Source organism: Campylobacter canadensis, assembly GCF_013177655.1.
GTDB lineage: Bacteria > Campylobacterota > Campylobacteria > Campylobacterales > Campylobacteraceae > Campylobacter_E > Campylobacter_E canadensis.
Genome location: NZ_CP035946.1, coordinates 1,895,073 through 1,915,684 on the forward strand (window position 1 = coordinate 1,895,073; position 20,612 = coordinate 1,915,684).

General features: G+C 27.3%; 22 protein-coding genes and 2 tRNA genes. 14 read left to right on the forward strand and 10 right to left on the reverse strand.

Annotated features, from left to right (window positions below; all coding sequences use genetic code 11):
• The 5 genes from dokD to serA form a co-directional block, all read right to left on the reverse strand.
• Complete coding sequence (dokD, locus tag CCANL266_RS09255; protein ID WP_172234268.1) at positions 1–1,404, reverse strand: ornithine/lysine decarboxylase DokD; 1,404 nt, start codon at positions 1,402–1,404, stop codon at positions 1–3.
• Between the two features lie 78 nt (positions 1,405–1,482).
• Positions 1,483–2,304: an APC family permease gene (locus CCANL266_RS09710; protein ID WP_280525486.1), complete on the reverse strand. Its 822-nt coding sequence runs from the start codon at positions 2,302–2,304 to the stop codon at positions 1,483–1,485.
• A gap of 22 nt (positions 2,305–2,326) precedes the next feature.
• A complete protein-coding gene (locus CCANL266_RS09715; RefSeq protein WP_172234270.1) occupies positions 2,327–2,860 on the reverse strand; it encodes an amino acid permease in 534 nt (177 codons plus the stop codon).
• Positions 2,861–3,060: 200 nt separating this feature from the next.
• Positions 3,061–3,690, reverse strand: a complete 630-nt coding sequence (locus CCANL266_RS09270) for a histidine phosphatase family protein (RefSeq protein ID WP_172234272.1) — start codon at positions 3,688–3,690, stop codon at positions 3,061–3,063.
• Positions 3,683–5,260: a phosphoglycerate dehydrogenase gene (serA, locus tag CCANL266_RS09275; protein ID WP_172234274.1), complete on the reverse strand. Its 1,578-nt coding sequence runs from the start codon at positions 5,258–5,260 to the stop codon at positions 3,683–3,685. Before serA ends, CCANL266_RS09270 begins: the two co-directional genes overlap by 8 nt.
• A gap of 94 nt (positions 5,261–5,354) precedes the next feature.
• On the opposite strand from serA, the gene CCANL266_RS09280 reads away from it, so the two are divergent.
• Positions 5,355–6,866 (forward strand): YifB family Mg chelatase-like AAA ATPase, encoded by a 1,512-nt coding sequence (locus tag CCANL266_RS09280; protein WP_172234276.1) that lies wholly within the window; start codon positions 5,355–5,357, stop codon positions 6,864–6,866.
• A gap of 11 nt (positions 6,867–6,877) precedes the next feature.
• Here the strand turns inward: CCANL266_RS09280 and lepA are convergent, their stop codons facing one another.
• Complete coding sequence (gene lepA, locus CCANL266_RS09285; protein ID WP_172234278.1) at positions 6,878–8,665, reverse strand: translation elongation factor 4; 1,788 nt, start codon at positions 8,663–8,665, stop codon at positions 6,878–6,880.
• Between the two features lie 110 nt (positions 8,666–8,775).
• On the opposite strand from lepA, the gene fldA reads away from it, so the two are divergent.
• The 3 genes from fldA (at position 8,776) to CCANL266_RS09300 (ending at position 11,541) form a co-directional block, all read left to right on the forward strand.
• Positions 8,776–9,261 (forward strand): flavodoxin FldA, encoded by a 486-nt coding sequence (fldA, locus tag CCANL266_RS09290; protein WP_172234280.1) that lies wholly within the window; start codon positions 8,776–8,778, stop codon positions 9,259–9,261.
• A gap of 3 nt (positions 9,262–9,264) precedes the next feature.
• Positions 9,265–10,590 (forward strand): ABC transporter substrate-binding protein, encoded by a 1,326-nt coding sequence (locus tag CCANL266_RS09295; protein WP_172234282.1) that lies wholly within the window; start codon positions 9,265–9,267, stop codon positions 10,588–10,590.
• 762 nt (positions 10,591–11,352) lie between these two features.
• Complete coding sequence (locus tag CCANL266_RS09300) at positions 11,353–11,541, forward strand: hypothetical protein (RefSeq protein WP_172234284.1); 189 nt, start codon at positions 11,353–11,355, stop codon at positions 11,539–11,541.
• A gap of 168 nt (positions 11,542–11,709) precedes the next feature.
• Here CCANL266_RS09300 and CCANL266_RS09305 read toward each other — a convergent pair whose 3' ends face one another.
• Positions 11,710–12,738 (reverse strand): cytochrome-c peroxidase, encoded by a 1,029-nt coding sequence (locus CCANL266_RS09305; protein ID WP_172234286.1) that lies wholly within the window; start codon positions 12,736–12,738, stop codon positions 11,710–11,712.
• A gap of 187 nt (positions 12,739–12,925) precedes the next feature.
• Here CCANL266_RS09305 and CCANL266_RS09310 point away from each other — a divergent pair.
• From CCANL266_RS09310 to CCANL266_RS09320, 3 genes are all read left to right on the forward strand, one after another.
• Positions 12,926–13,000: transfer RNA gene (locus CCANL266_RS09310), tRNA-Glu, on the forward strand.
• Between the two features lie 82 nt (positions 13,001–13,082).
• The gene (locus tag CCANL266_RS09315; RefSeq protein ID WP_172234288.1) at positions 13,083–14,282 is read left to right on the forward strand and encodes a uracil-xanthine permease family protein; all 1,200 of its coding nucleotides are present in this window, start codon (positions 13,083–13,085) and stop codon (positions 14,280–14,282) included.
• A gap of 46 nt (positions 14,283–14,328) precedes the next feature.
• Complete coding sequence (locus CCANL266_RS09320; protein ID WP_172234290.1) at positions 14,329–14,931, forward strand: hypothetical protein; 603 nt, start codon at positions 14,329–14,331, stop codon at positions 14,929–14,931.
• Between the two features lie 45 nt (positions 14,932–14,976).
• Here CCANL266_RS09320 and CCANL266_RS09325 read toward each other — a convergent pair whose 3' ends face one another.
• From CCANL266_RS09325 to truD, 3 genes are all read right to left on the reverse strand, one after another.
• Positions 14,977–15,627: a hypothetical protein gene (locus CCANL266_RS09325; RefSeq protein ID WP_172234292.1), complete on the reverse strand. Its 651-nt coding sequence runs from the start codon at positions 15,625–15,627 to the stop codon at positions 14,977–14,979.
• Positions 15,628–15,774: 147 nt separating this feature from the next.
• On the reverse strand, positions 15,775–16,380 hold the full coding sequence (locus CCANL266_RS09330; RefSeq protein ID WP_172234294.1) for a hypothetical protein: 606 nt from the start codon (positions 16,378–16,380) through the stop codon (positions 15,775–15,777).
• A 77-nt stretch (positions 16,381–16,457) separates the two neighbouring features.
• A complete protein-coding gene (gene truD, locus CCANL266_RS09335; protein ID WP_172234296.1) occupies positions 16,458–17,540 on the reverse strand; it encodes a tRNA pseudouridine(13) synthase TruD in 1,083 nt (360 codons plus the stop codon).
• Between the two features lie 69 nt (positions 17,541–17,609).
• On the opposite strand from truD, the gene CCANL266_RS09340 reads away from it, so the two are divergent.
• From CCANL266_RS09340 to CCANL266_RS09370, 7 genes are all read left to right on the forward strand, one after another.
• Positions 17,610–18,233: a DUF5644 domain-containing protein gene (locus CCANL266_RS09340; RefSeq protein WP_172234298.1), complete on the forward strand. Its 624-nt coding sequence runs from the start codon at positions 17,610–17,612 to the stop codon at positions 18,231–18,233.
• The gene (locus tag CCANL266_RS09345) at positions 18,230–18,853 is read left to right on the forward strand and encodes an HdrB C-terminal domain-containing protein (protein ID WP_172234300.1); all 624 of its coding nucleotides are present in this window, start codon (positions 18,230–18,232) and stop codon (positions 18,851–18,853) included. Before CCANL266_RS09340 ends, CCANL266_RS09345 begins: the two co-directional genes overlap by 4 nt.
• A complete protein-coding gene (locus CCANL266_RS09350) occupies positions 18,850–19,176 on the forward strand; it encodes an ornithine carbamoyltransferase (protein ID WP_172234302.1) in 327 nt (108 codons plus the stop codon). Before CCANL266_RS09345 ends, CCANL266_RS09350 begins: the two co-directional genes overlap by 4 nt.
• Positions 19,173–19,706, forward strand: coding sequence for a 16S rRNA (guanine(966)-N(2))-methyltransferase RsmD (gene rsmD / locus CCANL266_RS09355; protein ID WP_172234304.1), 534 nt, complete (start codon positions 19,173–19,175; stop codon positions 19,704–19,706). The genes CCANL266_RS09350 and rsmD overlap by 4 nt, the downstream gene beginning before the upstream one ends.
• Before the next feature lie 85 nt (positions 19,707–19,791).
• Entirely contained in the window at positions 19,792–20,100 is a 309-nt protein-coding gene (atpE, locus tag CCANL266_RS09360; protein ID WP_172234306.1) for an ATP synthase F0 subunit C, read from the forward strand.
• A gap of 26 nt (positions 20,101–20,126) precedes the next feature.
• Positions 20,127–20,211 (forward strand) — tRNA-Leu (locus tag CCANL266_RS09365).
• A 32-nt stretch (positions 20,212–20,243) separates the two neighbouring features.
• Entirely contained in the window at positions 20,244–20,609 is a 366-nt protein-coding gene (locus CCANL266_RS09370) for a chemotaxis response regulator CheY (protein ID WP_172234308.1), read from the forward strand.
• The last annotated feature ends 3 nt before the right edge of the window (positions 20,610–20,612 follow it).

Sequence of the window (20,612 nt, forward strand, 5' to 3'; positions counted from 1 at the left end):
TCAATAAATATCATAAGATAAAATATCAGCATATGTATCTTCACGGCGAATAAGCCTATCATTGCCATTCTTATCTATAATTACTACTGCTGTTCTTGGACGATTATTATATGTTGTTTGACTTTCTATCGTATATGCTCCAGCATCAATAAATACAATAAAATCCCCAACAGTGCTTTCCTTTGGTAATAAAAATTCTCTATCTCCATTTGTTCCAATTCTAAACCAATCGCCGCCATCACAAAGTGGTCCAGCTAAACGCACAGAATAATTATGCTTTTCATTAATCTTACTTGCGTTATAAACATAAAAAAACCAGTTAAAATGTTGGCTATCAGATAAAACTGAATATCCAGCATCAATAAACTTCCACTCAATATGAGTTATAGGGTCTTTTGCATTTAATGGGTGGAGGGTTTTATTTTTTTGACAACTTAGCTCGCTTATTAAAATAGCTGCAGAACTAACAACCTTTCTTCCTGGCTCAATACAAATTTCAATATCTTTATTCCATTTATGAATTTCCTTTATCATAGCGTTTGCAAAATCTTTTGCGGAAAATCCTATATGCATATTTGACTCTACTGTTTTAATTTTATCTTTTTCATATTTATATGCTGTTGATATACCACCACCAACATTAATTAGCTCAAACTTAATTCCAAGCTCTTTTTCTATACTCATACTTTCTTCTACAAGTACTCTGCACGCATCGGCAAAAGGTTCTACAATAGGAAGCTGGTCACCAACATGCATATGAAGACCTTTAAGTTTTACATAAGGCATTTGTAAAATTCTCTTACAAATATCAATCGCTTGCTCTCTATCAAGACCCGCCTTGGCGTGAAAACTTGTATCAAGCTGCTCATGCGTTCCTGCTGCTTTTACACTTGGCTCAATACGAACACAAACATTTGCAACTTTTTTAAGTCTTGTTGAAATTTCTTCTATATTGTTAAGCTCAAATTCACTATCAACATTTATTAAATATAAATCATTAGAAATTGCCACTTCTAAATCTTTTACTTTCTTTACAACACCATTAAAAACAATTTGCTCTCCTTTAAAGCCGATTTCAAGTGCTTTTTTTACTTCATATAAAGAATTTGCTTCAACACAAATTCCGCTATCTTTTACAGCTTTTAAAATGCCCATTACGCTGCAAGCTTTACTAGCAAAAAATATTTTTGTTTTTTGATGAGAATTAAAAGCTTCTTTTATCTCATCAATATTGCGAACAATCTCTTTTTCACTAAACACGTAAAACGGAGTACCATATTTTTTAGCAAGCTCTACAACATCAACACCATCAAAACATAAATGACCATTTTTTGATGAAAACCTTCTATCGTTTTTTATTAAATCCATTCTTAATTCTTCATAATTATCAATTACTGTTTGCATATTTTCTCCTTAATTTTATTTTTTTTATTTTAAGAACAATCTAAAAACTAATAATAGCCCTCCCATAAATACCAAACCCTAATTTTCATTCAACCCCCTTAAGCTAAACAATGATAAAACCAACAACAATATAGGAAGAATAAAAATTGAAAGCTCATATTTTAAAAAAGCAGTATCGCTAATATTTAATTCTTTAGGTGGAATTAAAATTAAAATTATTGCAAATAAAACAGATAAAAAACCTACACTAGCTGCAATATAAGAAATTATATTGCTATAAATTTTGTATGTATTAATACTTTGTTTTTGTCTTAATATTAAATAACTTGGAAAAATAACCAAATAAGGTATAAAATAACATAAAGAACATAAAGAAATAAAAGAATAATAAAGATGTTCTATATTTTTATTTAAAACAATTGCAGATAATAAAATACATACTAACAATGCTTGAAAAATTAAAGCATTTATAGGTGTTTTATATTTTTTATGAATTTTAGATAAAAAATATAAATATTTATTTCTTTTGCTAGCTATACTAAGCATTTGCATCGGAGCTAAAAGCCAAGAATTAACCTGAGCTAAAACACCTAAAGCTAAACTTATTTCAAAAATAATATCTATATATTTAATGTTATACCTAAAAGCAATAGCTTTTATAGCTACTGAATATCCGTTTAAAATACTTGTATCGTGTGCTGGATAAATTGCATTTAAGCAAAATGTTAAAAAAATATAAATACATACTATTATTAAAGCACTTAATAAAATTGATTTTGTAAAAATGTATTTAGGTTTATTTATTGTTGATACTATCATTGTAGAAATTTCAAGCCCAGCAAAAGCAAACATCATAGAGCTTAAAAAAACTATGGTATTAAAATTACAAAAATTAGGTATATAAGATTTTAAACTAACATAATCAGTTAATACCCCCCCCCATAAATATTTGAACTAAAGCTAAAAAACACAAAATTAATATAGGAATAAAAATACCAAGATAAATAAAAATTTTATTTAATATATTTACATATCTAATACCCAAAATATTAAAGTAAGTAAATGCACAAAAACTTATTATCCCACATAACATAATTAAAAAATGATTATTTTCCACCTGTAATAAATTAAAAAATGAATTAAAAGCAAAAAATAATAACATAGGAAAAAATACAATGCAAGACATCAAATAATATACACTAACAACCCAAGCAGTTTTTATTCCAAACGCTTCTTTGACCCAAATAAATATTCCGCCATTAACTGGATATTTAATACAAAGTTCGCAGCAGACCATAGCAAGAGGTATAAAAAAACAAAAAGCCGCAATACACCACAATATAACCTGACTTGCTCCGTAGGGTGCTGCGTTTAAAACCTGTCTTAAACTAACTATGCTTATAATATTCATAAACACTATATCTTTAATAGATAAAAAAGTTTTTTTATTATTCATATCCGTTTTCTTTCATATAACACTTAAAAACATTATATATTATAAATTATTTTGATTAATCTTAAAAATTAATATTTTTTTAAGTTAAATATAATGTTTAAAAAGCAATCTAAGATTTTATTTGAATTTATATGTTTTTGCGTATTTAGAAAAATTCTAATAATTTTATAAAAATATTTAAAACAATGATAAAACAAGCCTTAAAGGGCTTGTTTGCTAGTATCGTTTAAAAGAGTGTTTAGATGAATTGTATTATTTAATGTATGCAAGGTGCATTCAAAAGAATTTTTTGTTATTTCTAAATCAAAGATATTTACACAGGTGTTATCTTGTTTAATATTCCAAAAAGAAAGCAAAGGAAGTTTTAAAAAATAGCTTAAAATTACTTTATTTACAGCATCGTGAGCTACAACACAAATTGTTTTATTATCAAATTTTTTTGCATAATCATAAATAGCATTTACACTTCTTTTTTGCACATCAAATAAACTTTCAGCTAAAGCAATATTTAAAGCACAAGGATTGCTTTTCCATAATGCAAGTTCTTCTTCGTTTATTTCGCTGCTTAACTTTCCTTCCCAAGGACCGTGATTTATTTCTTTTAATCTTTCATCTAAAATTAAATCTTTGCTTATTTTACTTGCGGTAATCATAGCTCTTTTTAAAGGGCTTGCTATTACGCAATCAAAATTATAATCTTTAAAAAAACTGCCTAATTTTTCAGCTTGTTCTAAACCAAGTTCGCTAAGTTCAGTGTCAATTTGCCCTTGATATCTGCCTTCTTTATTCCATTGTGTTTGACCGTGTCTAATTAAATAAATTCTAATCATTTATCTTCTCACAATCAATCATTTTAAGCCCGTGAATTCCTGCTATTTTGTTTAAATCATTAAACACATCTTTGCTTGGTTTTAAGCTTAATAAAACTGCCATAATGTTTTCACCATTATTGTTTGTCTTGCTTACTTGCATACTTTTTATATTTATATTTGCCTTGCCTAAAATTGTACCAATTTGACCTATCATACCTGGAACATTATCATGCGGTATTAATAAAATAACGCCTAAAGCTTCAAAATTAATATAATACTCATCAATTTTGCTTATATAAACCTCATTATTTAAAATACTACCTTCTATGCAATGAGAATTATTTTTATCTTTAATATGCACTCTAATATAAAAATTTTCATCGCTTTTTTGCTCTTTTAAATGTATTTTCAAATCCTTTGCTAAAACAGGTGCATTAATCAAATTCACATCTTGAACTAAGATATTTTTTAAAGCACCACAAAGTGCCATTGTGCTTAAAATTCTTGTATCCATTTCTTGCATTTTAAGACCAAATTCTACGCACAATTCATCAAAAGCACTATGCATAATATTTGATGCTATAAAACCAAGACTTTGAGCTAAATGAAAATATGGCTTAACCTTATTTAGCATTTGTTCGCTTAAAGCAACTGCATTTAAAGCACTTGAAACCATTTGCCCATTTAAAACATCTTTAATTGAGTAAGCAACATCAACCCCAACCCCAACCTGTGCTTCAATAGTTGATGCACCTAAGTGCGGCGTTAAAACAACATTATCTAAGCTGGTAATTTTATGATTATTTAAAGGTTCGCTTTCAAACACATCAAGCCCTGCCCCAGATACTTTTTTGCTAAGCAAAGCATCATATAAATCATCTAAAACTATACATTCTCCTCTTGCTGCGTTGATAATTTTAATTCCATCTTTCATCTTTGCTATGCTATTTTTATTTATCATTCCCCTTGTTTCATCAGTAAGTGGCAAATGCAAACTTAAAAAATCGCTATTTGCTAAAACATAATCAAGCTCGCATTTTTCAACTTGTAATTCCTTAGCTCTTTCATCACTTAAATAAGGGTCGTATGCTAAAATCTTCATCTCAAAAGCCTGTGCTCTAATCGCTAAAGCAGCACCTATTCTTCCAAGTCCTAAAATTCCTAAAGTTTTTCCTTTTAATTCAACACCTAAAAAGCTTTTTCTATCCCATAAACCATTTTGAATACTTTTATGCGCTTGCGGGATATGTCTTGCTAATGAAAGCATTAAAGCAAAAGCGTGTTCTGTAGCTGCATTTGTATTACCATTTGGTGCATTTACAACTACAATTCCTTTTTTTGTAGCTTCTTTAATATCAATATTATCTACTCCAACCCCTGCTCTACCAATTACTTTTAAATTATGTGCTTTATCTAAAATATCTTTTGTTATTTTTGTTGCACTTCTTAAAATAACAGCATCAAATTCAGCAATAATTTGCTCTAATTCTTCTTTGCTACAATTTGGCTTTTCTACTATTTTATATTCGTTTTTTAAAACATCTACTGCACTAGCACTAACACCATCAAGAACTAAAATCTTTTTCATCTTGCCTCCTTAAAAATAAAAACAAATATTAGCGTAATTATTTTTTATTTTTGCTTTACTTATGTAAAATATTTAAAAAACATTTAGGAAAATTATGAACAAATTAAATTGTGCGATTTATCAAAATGAACTTTTATTAATAGAAATTGAAGCAAAACTTATAAATTCTTTACCTCAAATTAAAATTGCAGGTTTAGCAGACAGCAGCATAAAAGAAAGCATAGATAGAATAAGTGCAGCCTTTTGCAACATTGAAAATTACAAAATGCCACCTAAAAAAATAATTATAAATCTAAGTCCTAGCGATGTGCCTAAAAGCGGTAGTTATTTTGATTTAGCAATTGCTTTGCTAATTTATTTTGCAAATATTGAAGAAGAAAGTGAATTTTTTGTTTTTGGCGAGCTTGGTTTAGATGCTAGTATAAAAAGTACTAATATTTTATTTTCTATTCTTTTATTTTTAAGCGGAGTAAGAAAAAATGCTAAAGTGTTAATTCCTAAGCAAATGCAAAAAGAAGCGAGTTTAATTTTTAATCTTGATTGCTATGCGGTTTCTTCTTTAAAAGAAGCAATTGAATTTTTTAAAAGCGAAGATAAGGAGCAATTTAAAGTAAAAAAAGATGATAATTTGTTTAACAACAGCATTTGCATTAATAATGAAATTTATTTAAAAAATACAGAATTCACTTTAGATTTTAAAGATGTAAAAGGGCAAGAAAATGCAAAATACGCCCTTAAACTAGCTGCACTAGGAATGCATAATATTATGCTTGAGGGCAGTCCAGGTTGTGGCAAAAGTATGTGTGCTAAGCGTTTAGTTTATATTATGCCGCCTTTAAAATTATCCGAATTACTAGAACAAAATGCACATAAAAGTTTAAATCAAGAAGAAGTTGATATAAAAGCTTTAAGAAGTTTTAGAAGTCCGCATAGAAGTTCAACAATTAGCTCAATTTTAGGCGGCGGGACAAAAAATGCAAAAATAGGCGAGTTAGCTTTAGCACATTTAGGAGTTTTGTTTTTTGATGAATTTGCTTATTTTAACAAGCAAATTATTGAAAGCTTAAGAGAACCTTTAGAAGATAATTGCATAAATATTTCAAGGGTAAATTCTAAAACTTTTTACAAAACAAAATTCTTATTTTGTGCTGCTTTAAACCCTTGCCCGTGCGGGAATTTGTTTAAAAAAGACCAAAGTTGTAATTGTATGCAAAATATGATTATTAAATACAAAAGCAGAATTTCAAAACCAATTTATGATAGGATTGATATTTATCTTGCTATGGATGAGGTTGGTCCTGATGCAAAAAGTAGCATTAGCAGCAAAGAATTAGCTCAAGAAATTTTAGAAGCATTTATCTTTCAAAAAGAAATAAGAAAACAAGATGAATACAATGCTAAATTAAGCGATGAAGATATTAAAAAATTTTGTATTTTAGATGAAGAAGCACAAAATGTATTAAATAAAGCTCAAAATGTTTATAATTTAAGCGCTAGAAGTGTTAATAAGGTTTTAAAACTAGCTAGAAGCATTGCTGATTTTGATAAAAGCGTAAAAATATCTCAAACTCATATAAAAAAGGCTTTATCTTTTAGGTTTAGATAAAGCCTTAAAAATTAATCAATTTTTAAAATACTTAAAAAGGCTTCTTGAGGTAAGCTCACCTTGCCAATAGCCTTCATACGCTTTTTACCTTCTTTTTGCTTTTCTAGTAATTTTCTTTTTCTTGTAATATCTCCGCCATAACATTTTGCTGTTACATTTTTGCCCATTGATTTTACATTTTCACGAGCGATTATTTTATTTCCAATACTTGCTTGAATTGCAACCTCAAAAAGCTGTCTTGGAACTATTTCTTTCATAGCTTTTACTAAATCTCTTCCCTTTGCTAAAGCCTTGCTATTTGGAACAATAATACTTAAAGCATCAACTGCTTCTCCTGCTACTTTAATATCAAGTTTTACTAAATCCCCTATTCTATAATCACTAAACTCATAATCAAAACTAGCATAGCCTTTAGTAAGAGATTTTAATTTATCATAAAAATCCATAACAATTTCATTCATAGGAATATCATATTCAAGCAATACTCTTTCAGGGGTTATGTAATCCATCTTAGTTTGAATTGCTCTACGATTATTTAAAAGAGTGATTAAATTACCTAAAAACTCGTTTGGTGTGATAATTGTAGCCTTTACATAAGGTTCTTTTATAAAATCAATTTTATTTACAGGTGGCAAATCGCTTGGGTTTTGAATATTTAAAATGCTTCCATCAGTTAAATTAACTTCATAAGTAACACTAGGAGCAGTTGCGATTAAATCTAAATTAAACTCTCTTTCAAGTCTTTCTTTAATAACCTCCATATGAAGTAAGCCTAAAAAACCTACTCTAAAGCCAAAACCTAGCGCTAAAGATGTTTCAGGCTCGTATGAAATTGAGCTATCATTTAGCTTTAATTTATCAAGCGCATCTCTTAAATCTTCAAATTTATCAGTATCAATAGGATAAATCCCTGCAAATACAAAGGCTTTTGCCTTAGCAAAACCTGCTATTGCCTCATCTGCCTTATTTGAATTTAAAGTAATAGTATCTCCTACGCTAATTTGAGAAATGTCTTTTAAGCCTAAAACTACAATTCCAATCTCTCCTGCTTTAATACTATTTGTATTTAATGGGTTTAATGGATGCGGATATTTTAAATCTAAAACACTATGCTTTACACCTTCGTGCATTAAATAAATTTCATCATTTTTATTTAAGCAGCCATCATAAACTCTAACTAAGGCTAAAGCTCCTAAATAACTATCAAACCAAGAATCATAAATTAAAGCTTTTAGTTTATTATCTTTGCTTTTTGGAGCAGGAATTCTCTCGCAAATTGCAGCTAATAATTCTTTTATTCCTATTTGTGCTTTAGCACTAACTAAAATCGCATTAGAGCAGTCAATTCCGATAATATGCTCAATTTCAGCCTTAACCTTATCAGGGTTTGCTGCTGGTAAATCTATTTTATTTATCACAGGGATTATTTCTAAATCATGTTCTAACGCCATATAAACATTTGCAATGGTTTGTGCTTGAACGCCTTGAGAAGCATCTACAACAAGCAAAGCTCCTTCGCAACTTGCAAGAGAACGGCTAACTTCATAAGAAAAATCCACATGACCTGGAGTATCAATCAAATTTAAAATATATTCTTCGTTATTATGAATATAATTTAATCTTACTGATTGTGCTTTTATTGTAATTCCACGCTCTTTTTCAATATCCATTGTATCCATTACTTGCTTACTCATTTTTCTTTGCTCAATTGCATTGCAAGTAGTGATTAAACAATCTGCTAAAGTACTTTTACCGTGGTCAATATGTGCTATGATTGAAAAATTTCTAATATTTTGCATATAAAACCTTATTTAATATATTTGATGAAAAAATAATTATTCTTGGTAAATGGTTAATAATAATTCAAAATGCTAAAATTACATTTTTTATTTCAAAAAAGGAGAACAAAATGAGTATAGCAGTAGTTTTTGGAAGCGCAATGGGTAATACAGAAGGCGCTGCAGAAAAAATAGCAAACCAACTAGGTGCTGACCTTTTAAATATTGCTGATGTAGATGCAGATAAATTAAATTCTTACGATAAATTAGTATGCGGAACTTCAACTTGGGGTAGCGGTGATTTACAAGATGATTGGGAAGCTTTTGACTTTTCAGGATTAAGCTTAGCTGGTAAAACAGTAGCTGTTTTTGGTATGGGAGATAGCAGCAGCTATTCTGATACTTACTGCGGTGGTATGGGTAAATTAGCTGAAGCTTTAAAAGCTGCAGGTGCAACTTTAGTTGGCGAAGTATCAACAGAAGGTTATGATTTTGAAGCTTCTGAGGCTGTAGTTGATGATAAATTTGTTGGTTTAGCACTTGATAATGACAATCAAGAAGATTTAACTGATACAAGAATTGAAAATTGGATTAAGCAAATTAAAGAACATTTTTAATTTATGTTTAGGTACTTATTTTTAATTTTTTTAACCTTAAATATTAGTGCTGATGTAATACGCATTGGCACTAAAGAAGATATTTTTTCTTTCAATCCATTTTATTCAAAATCAATACTAACAGAGCAACTTTACGCAAGTTTATTTGATAAAAACAATAATCCTATTTTAGCACAAAGCTATTCTGTTAGTAATGATGGTTTAAGCTATTTTATAAAATTAAAAAATAATATTTTTTTTGATGATGATATACAATTAAGCAGTAAAGATGTAAAATTTTCTTATAATCTTGCTAGAAGTAAAAAACTACAAAGTATTTATTATTTAAGCTTAGAAAATATAAAAAAAATTCATATAATCTCAAATTATGAACTTGTCTTTGAGCTTTACAAAAAGGATGTAGATTTTATAAATAAATTACAAATTCCTATTTTACCTAAAGAAATAATTATAAAAAATGGCTTAGTTTTTTTTAATAAAAATGCTTTAGGGCTTGGTGCTTATAAAATAAAAAGAATTAAAAAAAATGATTATATTGAATTAGAGCCTAACCCTTATTCGCCGATTATTGCCTTAAATTCAGGAGTGAGAATTTTAAAATTTAAAAATGATTTTGATTTGTTTTTTGCTATAAATTCTTCTTTGATTGATATGGTTTTATTTGATAATGATTTTTATAAAATTGATAATTTAAGACAATATTTAAACAAACTAATTACAGCAAACAACAATATGATTTCTCTTGTTTTTACAAAAAATAACTCACTTTATAAAACTATTGAAAAAGCAATTTGCATAGATGATATTAGCATGAAACTTGATAAAACCTTTGTTTTGTTTTATGATAATATTTGCGATAAAAATAAGGCTAGGATTGAATTAAATAACTTAGGTTATTTTATTCCAAAAACAATGATTGAATTTAATATAAATTCTAGCGAAAAAAATTCACCTATTTATTTTGTAAAAGATAACAAAGAATTAGTTTTTAATATTTTATTACTTAAAAAAACAAATCTTTTAAGTGATTTAGCAAATATAATAAAAGAAAACTTAAATAAATTTGGAATTAAAACTAATATTATTTATTCTGATTTTATAAAAAATGAAAGAATTGACGCTATTTTAATTGATTATCCAACTCAATTACAAAAAAGTGATGCTTTTTATAAAATAATAAAACAAAGTTTAAGCGATACAAATATAAATCAAAATAATATTTTTTTACTTAATATTGCAAAGGGTACTAATTTATTTGTTTATTCTAATAAAATTAAAGTTCCAGAAAATTATGATGTGAATAAGTTATATTTATTGGAAGAAAAATGAAAATTTTATACAAATCTGCTAAAGATTATTTTTGTACTAATTTTTTATTAATGAGCTTAACCCCTGTAGCAGTAAGTTTTATTGTTTTTTATTTAATATTTTATTTTCTAATAAAAAATTATATATACAACTATTTTAATGAAGATAGTTTTTATTTTTTAAGCAAATATATATTTATCTTTCTTAATGAGATTGTTTTTTTATCATCAACCATTATTGGCTTAACTTTTTCTTGGTATATGTGCGTTATAACATCTTTGGTAATTGTTTCTTTTATGACACCAATCATAGTGTATAGCTTAAATAAAAAACATTATAATTACATTAAAAGCTCAAGCATATCTTTCTTTTTTGTTTTTGCTAAAATGCTTAAACTTTTTATTAAATCAATAATTTTATTTATTTTTGTACAGGCTTTGTATTTTGTACCCATATTAAAATTATTTGTTCATATAATAAATTTTTTCATATTTTTTTATTTATATTATAATTTTTTACTCTTAGATGTTGCTAGTTGTGTCTTAAATAAAGATGATTTTAAAAATTATAATTTTAAAAATAAAAAATTATTTTTTATAATATTTATTTTTTATCTAATAAGCTTAACTCCTTTTCTTGGGGCTTTAATGCAAGTTTTTTTTGTTATTTATATATCTCATTATTTATATATAAATACTTTAAAACTAAAAAGTATGATTGATTAAGACTAAGAATTTACACAAAAAAAATGCAATAATTAAAATTTTTTATCAAGGAGATATTATGAAAATAGACAACAAAGTATTTTGTAATGTATGCTTAGCAAGTTCTTGTGATGATGAGCATATAGTTTTTTTAAAAGCTACAAAAAATAATGAGGAAGTAGATATTTGCACTTCTTGTGTTCCAAGTGTAATTCACGGCTCTGGAATGGTTGTAAAATCAAATGATGAAGTAAAAAAAGAAATTTAATTTTTAAAGGTGTAAGCAAACATAAGGGTTGTTTGCTTACGATTTTTAGGGGGAATTAGAATATTAGTCTTTTTTATTTAATAAAAGTAAATAAAAAATAATATTTTTTAAATAATCATTTTTAAAATTCTTTTTCCCCTATTTTTCATTCTTATGTTTTTTTAGTTCTTAATAATCCAATATAGGCTTTTGTGTATTTTCACTTGATGGTGGTAAAACAGGATATACAATCTCAGGCATTCTACCTGTTAAACTTTTTAAGAATTTAATAATTAAATCACTTTCTTTGTTTGTAATTTTTATACCTAATTGTATTTTACCCATTGTTTTTACCGCTTCATCTAAAGTCCAAATAACTCCGTTGTGATAATAAGGTGCAGTTAATTCAACATTTCTTAAAGTAGGTGCTTTTACAAGCCCATCTTCGTTACCTTTAAAATCTCCAACATTTTCATAAGTATAATTACTCATAACACCAAAAGCAGCTAAAGAACCGCCTAAATTAATACCGTTATGACAACTAGTACAACCTTTATCAATAAAAAGCTTTAACCCTGCTTTTTCATCTTTACTTAATGCCTTTTCATCACCGTTTAAAAAATCATCAAATCTACTAGGGGTTACTAAGGTTCTTTCAAAAATTCCAATACTAGTAGCAATTAAATCAAAATCAATTTTCACATTTTTCCCATAAGCTTGCTTAAACTCTTCTACATAAGCAGGTATGCTTGTGATTTTTTTTACAACATCGCTAGGAACTGCAGCCATTTCAGCTTCTGATTGAATAGGTCCTTTTGCTTGGTCTTGTAAATGCCCTGCTCTACCGTCCCAAAATTGTGCTTGATTAAATACAGAATTTAAAACCGTAGGTGCATTTAAGTGATGTGGATTTGGCGTCCATTTATGCCCAGTACTTGCACTAATTCCATCAACACCGCCTAAAGCAAGATTATGACAGGTATTGCAAGAAATAATCGCACTTTTTGAAATTCTTGGGTCAAAATATAATTTTTTACCAAGCTCAATTCTTTCTTTTGTGCTAGGATATTTCTCATAATCAGGACTTGATTGTTTAATCAATTCTTCAAGCTCTGCAGGATTATTAGGTATAGCAACTAAACCAGCATCTTTTGCATCATCAATCAAACTTGCATTTGATAAGCATACAAAAATAGCAACTAATGATAACTTTCTCATTTTTCCTCCTAAAAATAAATTAATAATTTTATTGTAAAAAACTTTTTTAAAAAAATTAAAATTATTTTTTAAATTTTTTTTAAACTTAAAAATTTTTGATATTTTTTTAAAAAAAGATAACTTTTTTTAATAATTTAAGTTTATTTTAAGTTTTAAGAAATATAATACGCACTTTACCAACAAAAATGGCCCATTCGTCTAGCGGTTAGGACATCGCCCTTTCACGGCGGTAACACGAGTTCGAGTCTCGTATGGGTCACCAATCCTCCTTTATGTTTATTTTAGTTTTTAAATCCTTTCTAATATAGAGCTATTGAGATTATCAAAATAGAAAGGATTTTTTTATGTTTAAAGATGCAGTTTCAGGTTTGCAAATATTATTTGTGGCCTTTGGTGCTATGGTTTTGGTTCCTTTGCTTACGGGCTTAAATCCAGCTATGGCTTTGCTTGGTGCAGGTGTTTCTACTATTATCTTTCAAATTGTAACAAATTTTAAAGTTCCGATATTTTTAGGTTCATCATTTGCCTTTATTACTCCAATTATTTATTCAATACAAACTTGGGGCTTAGGCTCAACTATGTTTGCGTTATTTTGTACGGGTTTTGTGTATTTTTTATTTTCATTAATTATAAAAATAAAAGGCGAGAATTTAATTCAAAAATTATTTCCACCAGTTGTAATTGGTCCTGTAATCACAGTAATTGGATTAAGCGTTGCTGTAAGTGCATCAAGTATGGCTATGGGAAAAAGCGGAGCAACTCAAGTTATGCCACAAACTCAAGCTTTATTATTAGCTAGTTTTTCTTTTGCAATTACAATTATAATTGCTATTTTTGGAAGCAAAATTTTAAAACTTGTACCTATTTTAATTGGTGCTGTGTGTGGATATTTTTTAGCTTTATTTTTAGGCTTAGTTGATACTTCAGCTATTGCTGCAGCACCTTGGTTTGCAATACCTGAATTTAAAAGCATTAGTGTTAATTTTTCTGCTGCAATTTTTATGATACCAGTTGCAATAGCTCCTATAATTGAGCATATTGGTGCCGTAATGGCAGTTGGTGGAGTTACAAATAAAGATTATACAAAAGACCCAGGTTTGCATAAAACTTTAGCAGGAGATGGAGTTGGAGTTTGCTTTGCAGGTTTAATAGGCGGACCTCCAGTAACAACTTATTCAGAAGTAACAGGTGCTATAATGATTACAAAAAATGCACAGGTTAAAATTATGACTTGGGCGGCTATTTTTGCTATTTTATTAGCCTTTGTTGGTAAATTTAATGCTATTTTATCTTCTATTCCGCTACCTGTAATGGGTGGAGTTATGATTTTATTATTTGGAACAATTGCATCTTTAGGTATTAAAACTTTAATTGATGCTAAAGTGGATTTATCAAATAATAAAAATTTAGTAATTATAAGTGTTACTTTAATTACAGGAGTTGGCGGTTTGGTAGCTGATTTTGGCGCTATATCTTTTGCTGGTGTTGGGCTTAGTGCCTTGCTTGCAATAATTTTAAATTTACTTTTACCTAATAAAAATTAAAAATTTAATGTTAATATGAGTATTTTTAAAAATTAAGGAGATTATTATGAATAAAAAATTATTAAGCTTAGCGATTTTTTCTTCATCGCTATTTGCAACACAACTTACACAGTTACAAGGCTTTTTTGGAGAAAACAATTTAAGAGGTATTGACTTTTCTTATCAAAGCTATCAAGAAGAAAGTTGGGGAATTGTAAGCGGTGCTAATATAAACTGGGGTAGAGCAAAAAAAAATAATATTGAAGCTACTCAAATTACTTTTAGCGGTAATATTGGTCTTGGAATGGGTGCTTATATGGGTTTTGGTACTTTAAGAGTAAATGCTTTAGCAGGAATTAATCTTGCAGGTGCAAAATACGATTATTTAAATCAAGATAATTCTATGCACGGAAGATTTGGTTATAAACTAGGTACTTCTTTATTAGCTGATATAAATACAAATATTTTAGTAGGTCTTGATTTATTTTATCAAGAATATTTTAAAAACTTAAACTTACAAAAAGCTCACGGTGTTGAAAGTACGCTAAAAGCAGGATATGTTTTTGATAATGGAATGTATGTTGGACTTTCTTATTCTTATAGCAATGATTATTTATCTTTTGGTGGGGCTAATAGATTTTATCTTAGTTTAGGATATAAAAGCTTTTAATTTAAGGGGCAAAAAGCCCCTTTTTTGACAAGAAGAATTATTTTTTTAATATGAATAACCTATACCTAGCATAAAGCCTGTATAACTTTTGTACATAAAATTCTTTGCGTGCATTAAAGTTCCATCAATTAAGAAACCATTGTTAAATTTATAACCGATTTTTAGCTTTGTATCTAAATAAGTATTTGTTTCTTCTTTTGGGGTATCTTTATTCATAGTGCCTCTATAAGCAATTAAGTTAAAGTTTAAAAATGCATTATTGTATTCATACATAGTATTAACACCGTAAGCTAAAGTGCTAAGTTTTAAAGAATATTTATAAATAGTATTATCAATAGTAAGTTTATTGTAAGAATAACCAAGTAAAGGAGCTACTATAAATCTTTTTTCTTCGCCAAGAGCAAAAGGAAAACCTAGCATTAATTTTAAGTTATTTTCTGATACTTCAGTATCTAATAATGTGTCTTTTAATTTACTAATATTCATATTATCATAACCAAAATAAAATCCGAATGGAGTTTTACCTTCTTCTTTTGTAGTTGCGTGAAACCAAGTAATAGAAGCTTTTGTTAAATTACTGTCATTGTAATCATTTCCTGCACCACCAAAACCAGCACTAACATCAAAAAATCCACTAGCCATTGCACTAGTTGAAAGGGCTGCTAAAACGCTTAATGATAATAATGTTTTTTTCATCTTTAATCCTTTAAAATAAAATAAAAGATGAATAATACCCCCCCCCGAGCTTAAATTAAACTTAATAATTAATAAATATTTATACTATTTTTAAAAAAAATTATGATAATAAGGGGCAAAAAGCCCCTTTTTTTTGACAAAAACTACTTAGAATGTATATCCAAGTCCTAAACCATAAGCTGTATTTTTAAATATGGTGTTATGTCCTACAAAAAGATTTACATTGATATTTTCATTTATAAAATACCCTGCTTTAATTTTTGCATCCAAACCTGAATTATTTTCTAAAAAGTCGCCGCCAACATAATTATAATAAAGTTCAGCACCTACTAAAAATTCATTAAATGTTTTTATAGTATCAAGACCTGCTTTAAACATAGCTTCTGTTTTACTATAACCCTCAGAAGAAAATCTTGCTAAACCTACATGTCCTAAAAAGTTAAGTTTTAATCCATCAATATCTAAACCATAACCTGCTGCAACACTTGGCATAAATAATTTTGCATTATATTTATCTGTAAAATCACCATATTTTTCTTCAAATTTTACATTAGTAAAATTTAATTCGGCACCATAAACTAAAGCAGCATCGCTATCTGCATAATTCATATATTTTAAATCAACACCATAAGAACTTTTAGCATCTTCTAATGAATTACTTCCTGCAAATAAAGAAAAATCAACCAAATTAGTAGCCATTGCACTAGTTGAAAGGGCTGCTAAAACGCTTAATGATAATAATGTTTTTTTCATCTTTAATCCTTTAAAATAAAATAAAAGATGAATAATACCCCCCCCAAGCTTAAATTAAACTGAATATTTAAAAAATATTAAAAAATAATTTCATCGTTAAGTAACTCACTTAAAACAACAGTAGCGTAAGAACCCTTTTGCAAAGTAAATTCAATGCAAAAATGTGCTAATTCTTCATTATATTTAAAACTAGCATTTTGTAAAAAAGACCACAAATATCTTCTACTTCCATTTTGATTTTGCAAAAGCTCAATATAATCTTTAAATATTTCTTGCTCAAGTTCAAATAAATATCCAGAGTTAAATCTAGGATTAGCGCCTAAAATTAAAGCACTCGGAGAAATATCTTGTTTTAAAAATCTTTCTTTTGCATTTTGTAAATTTTCATTGAATAATTTACCAAAAGGATAATGTTCAAAAAGTTCATTATCAAATAACTTAAAAAAATGTTCTTGTTCTTTTAAATCATTTACTAATTTTTCATCTTTAAAAATTTCTTTTAGCTCTTTTTTGCTAAAGTCTTGTGCAAAATGTGAAATTTCAATTCTTTTACTTAAATATCTATTAAAAAGCTCACTTTGCAAAGCACTTATTAAAAACTTATTTAATTTATGATTTTTAAATTTTATTTTATTTTTTAAAATATCTTCTCCGCTTTGAGCGTTATTTTGTTCTTTACCAAAACGCTGATAGCCAAAATAATTAGGATATCCTTGCTTTGCTATTTTTGTAAATACTTGTTCAAGTTTTAAAGCATCTATTTTATTTACTTTTTTTAATCTAAGAAAAAATGAATTTCCTTTTAAATGTCCTAGTTTAATCTTATTATTATGTGTAAAAGTATCAATAATCTTACATTTTTCGTGTGAGAAATTTTTTAATTCTTTTTCATACTTTTTTGGCATTGAAATGTATTGATAAGTAAGTCCTAGCTTATCTTTAAGCCCTGCATAGCCAAAGTCTTTTTGTTTTACTCCTGTTGCTGCACTTAAATCTTTTAATAAATCATTTGTAGTTAAATCTTTTTTTTGAATATGTAAGATTAAATGTTCACCATTTTGTGAAAATTCATACATAGGAATTTCTCTTACAACAAAATCTTGAGAATTTTTTGAAAAATGAACATTTATTTTTGAATGTTTGTTTGCTCTTAAATTCATAATTTTTCCTTTTTTTTAAATATTTTATAACATTTTTTTGATATAAAAGCGAATAAAAAAGGAAGAAAAATGAAAAAAATTATTTTTAGAATTTTTAGATTTGATGCAAAAAGAGATTATGAGTTTTATCTTAAGCCTTATGAAATAAGCAAAGAAGATATTTTAGACACTTTTACTTTATTTGATATTTTAAAAATAATAAAAGAACAAGATATGTATTTTAATCTTCCTAAAACAACAAATTATGTAAGAATTGAAAATAAAATTATAAGTTTAAATACAAATGCTTTAGAGCTTATAAATTCTTTTGGTGATGATATTAGCATTTATGCTATTAGTGAAAAAAGAGCTTATCTTGATTTAGATATTAACGAAGATGATTTTTTAGATAAATTTAAATATTTTAAAAATCTTTGTGATGAAAGCGATTATGAGCTTTATAAAACATATAACTTTTTATATTATGCAAGTAATTGCATCGAATTTAATGAAAATTATTTAGGCGATAGTGCCTTTATTTTTGCTAAAAAGATGTGTGAAAAATATCCACAAAAAGAAAAAGAATTTTTAGAAATTATTAAAAACAAAGAAGGTGGGATAGAATACGCATTTAATTTAGAACCTTTTTTATTTAAAGATGCAAATAAATATGAAGATATTAAAAACGAACTTAAACAAAAGGCTTTACAATGATTACTTTAATTAATGATGATTTTTCATATTCTGCTTTACTTGAACAAGAATGTAGAAAGGTTAATTTTGACTTTGATTATTTTAAAAGCGAGTTTAATAAAGAAAATTTACAAAATAATCTTGATAAAATTGCAAGCAAAGAAGCTTATATTTGCGACCAAGCCTTAGCAACATTAGACAAAAGTAGAAAAAATATTTTATCTTTATTTGAAAATATTGAAGTAAAAACCTTTTTTACTGATTTTAATGTAGCTATTTATGATGCTTATAATAAAGATTTTTTACATTATTTTGCAAAAAAAGCTAAGGCAAATATTATAAATTACAAATCAAGTGAATATGAAAACGCAGCTAGAATTTTACATTTAAATAAAGATTTAGCCTTTAAATATGCTTCAAATATTATTTTAGACGCATACGATAATGGAGCTGATTTTATGCTGGTTGCAGATAGCATTAGTTTTAAAATTTTTGATACTTTTTCTAAAGATTTGATGAGAGCAAGTAATAGAGACTTTGATGATTTTTATATTTTACATTTAGCAGAATTTTTATCTCTTTGTAAAACAAAAATTCCAGATAGTCTAAAACAGCATCAATTAAAGGTAAGCCTTGTATGAAAATTGCCATTAAGTGCAAAAATTTACTTTTAGAAAAAACCTTAATTCTTATGTTAAAAGATAAAATTTGTGGAATAAAAGACTGCGATTTTATAATTTGTGATGAAAAAATAAATAATAATAAAGCACAATTTTTAATTTCATATTCATCATATTCACACATAAAAACACCTTTTACTAAAAAAGAATTATTAGACGCACTTATGGAATTTTATAGCTCAATAAAACAAGAAAATTATAATAAAAATAGTTTTGAAGCAGAGCTTGATAAATTGCTAAATAATTTTAAATATGATTTAATGAAGTTGATACAAAAACAATGAGAGTTCAAAGTGGTTTTTTAAAAGCAAAGGAGTTAAAATTTCCTAAATTAAATTCTACAAGACCGACTAAAAATATTGTAAAAGCTTGTGTTTTTAATGTTTTAAGAGATGAATTAAAGGAATTTGAATTCATTGAAGCTTTTGGCGGAAGTGCTTCAATGGCAGTAGAAGCAATTAGCAATGGAGCAAAAAAAGCTTATGCGATAGAATTAAATAAAGAGGCTTTTAATTGTGCTAAAGAAAATGCTAAAAATTTAAATATTGATGTTTATAATGCTGATACATTTAAACTATTACCTACTTTAAATATTAGCAAAAAAAGTATTTTATACCTTGACCCACCTTTTAATATTAGAGATGGCTTTTTAGATATTTATGAAAAAATAAAAGATTTATTTGAAAATTTTCAAAGCGAACTTGTAATCATAGAACATTCAAGCAAAATAGAAATTAAAAGCGAAAAATATTCTTTATTTAAATTCAAAAAATTCGGAAATACTTCTCTTTCTTTTTTTAGAATAAATTATTAACCATAGCTTTATAAAATAAAGTTTCATTTTCTAGTAGGGGTACGCTAACCGAAAGGAAATGGATAGAATTTTATAGGAGACTTTTATGAAAAAGTTAGTAACTTTAGTTATTTTAAGTTCTGCTTTATTTGCTGCTGAAGCACAAGCTGCAAATGAATTAGTTAAAGCATTTACTGTTTTAGCTGTTGGACTAGGTTTAGGTATTGCTGCACTTGGTGGTGCTGTTGGTATGGGTAACACTGCTGCTGCTACAATCGCAGCTACAGCTAGAAATCCTAGCATTGGCTCAAGCTTAATGAAAACTATGTTTTTATCATTAGCATTGATTGAAGCACAAGTTATCTATTCATTAGTAATAGGATTAGTGTTACTTTATGGTAATCCATTATTATAATAAAAAGGCTATTTTTAGCCTTTTAAGCGTTTATGGTGGAATGGTAGACACGCTATCTTGAGGGGGTAGTATCTTTTAGGTGTGCGAGTTCAAGTCTCGCTAAACGCACCATTGAGTGTAAAATAATTTTTAAGGATTTTAAAGTGAAAATATTAGTAGTTGATGATAGTTCTACAATGAGAAGAATAATTAAAAATACTCTTCAAAGATTAGGACACGAAGATGTTTTAGAAGCTGAACACGGAGTTGAAGCTTGGTCTATACTTTGCAAAGAAAGCGGTATTGATGTTTTAGTAACCGACTGGAATATGCCTGAAATGAATGGTTTAGAACTTGTAAAAAAAGTTCGTGCTGAAAAAAAATATGAAGATATGCCTATTATTATGGTTACAACAGAAGGTGGTAAAGCAGAAGTTATTACAGCACTAAAAGCAGGTGTAAATAACTACATAGTAAAACCATTTACCCCACAAGTATTAAAAGAAAAGCTTGAGGATGTTTTAGGTTAATTT

Excerpts from the sequence above, each read along its gene's own strand:
- CCANL266_RS09305 (WP_172234286.1), bottom strand. The coding sequence starts at position 12,738 with ATGAGAAAGTTATCATTAGTTGCTATTTTTGTATGCTTATCAAATGCA.
- CCANL266_RS09345 (WP_172234300.1), top strand. The coding sequence starts at position 18,230 with ATGATTACTTTAATTAATGATGATTTTTCATATTCTGCTTTACTTGAA.
- CCANL266_RS09340 (WP_172234298.1), top strand. The coding sequence starts at position 17,610 with ATGAAAAAAATTATTTTTAGAATTTTTAGATTTGATGCAAAAAGAGAT.
- truD (WP_172234296.1), bottom strand. The coding sequence starts at position 17,540 with ATGAATTTAAGAGCAAACAAACATTCAAAAATAAATGTTCATTTTTCA.
- CCANL266_RS09715 (WP_172234270.1), bottom strand. The coding sequence starts at position 2,860 with ATGAATAATAAAAAAACTTTTTTATCTATTAAAGATATAGTGTTTATG.
- CCANL266_RS09325 (WP_172234292.1), bottom strand. The coding sequence starts at position 15,627 with ATGAAAAAAACATTATTATCATTAAGCGTTTTAGCAGCCCTTTCAACT.
- CCANL266_RS09280 (WP_172234276.1), top strand. The coding sequence starts at position 5,355 with ATGAACAAATTAAATTGTGCGATTTATCAAAATGAACTTTTATTAATA.
- CCANL266_RS09330 (WP_172234294.1), bottom strand. The coding sequence starts at position 16,380 with ATGAAAAAAACATTATTATCATTAAGCGTTTTAGCAGCCCTTTCAACT.
- lepA (WP_172234278.1), bottom strand. The coding sequence starts at position 8,665 with ATGCAAAATATTAGAAATTTTTCAATCATAGCACATATTGACCACGGT.
- serA (WP_172234274.1), bottom strand. The coding sequence starts at position 5,260 with ATGAAAAAGATTTTAGTTCTTGATGGTGTTAGTGCTAGTGCAGTAGAT.
- CCANL266_RS09315 (WP_172234288.1), top strand. The coding sequence starts at position 13,083 with ATGTTTAAAGATGCAGTTTCAGGTTTGCAAATATTATTTGTGGCCTTT.
- CCANL266_RS09350 (WP_172234302.1), top strand. The coding sequence starts at position 18,850 with ATGAAAATTGCCATTAAGTGCAAAAATTTACTTTTAGAAAAAACCTTA.
- rsmD (WP_172234304.1), top strand. The coding sequence starts at position 19,173 with ATGAGAGTTCAAAGTGGTTTTTTAAAAGCAAAGGAGTTAAAATTTCCT.
- CCANL266_RS09270 (WP_172234272.1), bottom strand. The coding sequence starts at position 3,690 with ATGATTAGAATTTATTTAATTAGACACGGTCAAACACAATGGAATAAA.
- atpE (WP_172234306.1), top strand. The coding sequence starts at position 19,792 with ATGAAAAAGTTAGTAACTTTAGTTATTTTAAGTTCTGCTTTATTTGCT.
- fldA (WP_172234280.1), top strand. The coding sequence starts at position 8,776 with ATGAGTATAGCAGTAGTTTTTGGAAGCGCAATGGGTAATACAGAAGGC.
- dokD (WP_172234268.1), bottom strand. The coding sequence starts at position 1,404 with ATGCAAACAGTAATTGATAATTATGAAGAATTAAGAATGGATTTAATA.
- CCANL266_RS09320 (WP_172234290.1), top strand. The coding sequence starts at position 14,329 with ATGAATAAAAAATTATTAAGCTTAGCGATTTTTTCTTCATCGCTATTT.
- CCANL266_RS09300 (WP_172234284.1), top strand. The coding sequence starts at position 11,353 with ATGAAAATAGACAACAAAGTATTTTGTAATGTATGCTTAGCAAGTTCT.
- CCANL266_RS09295 (WP_172234282.1), top strand. The coding sequence starts at position 9,265 with ATGTTTAGGTACTTATTTTTAATTTTTTTAACCTTAAATATTAGTGCT.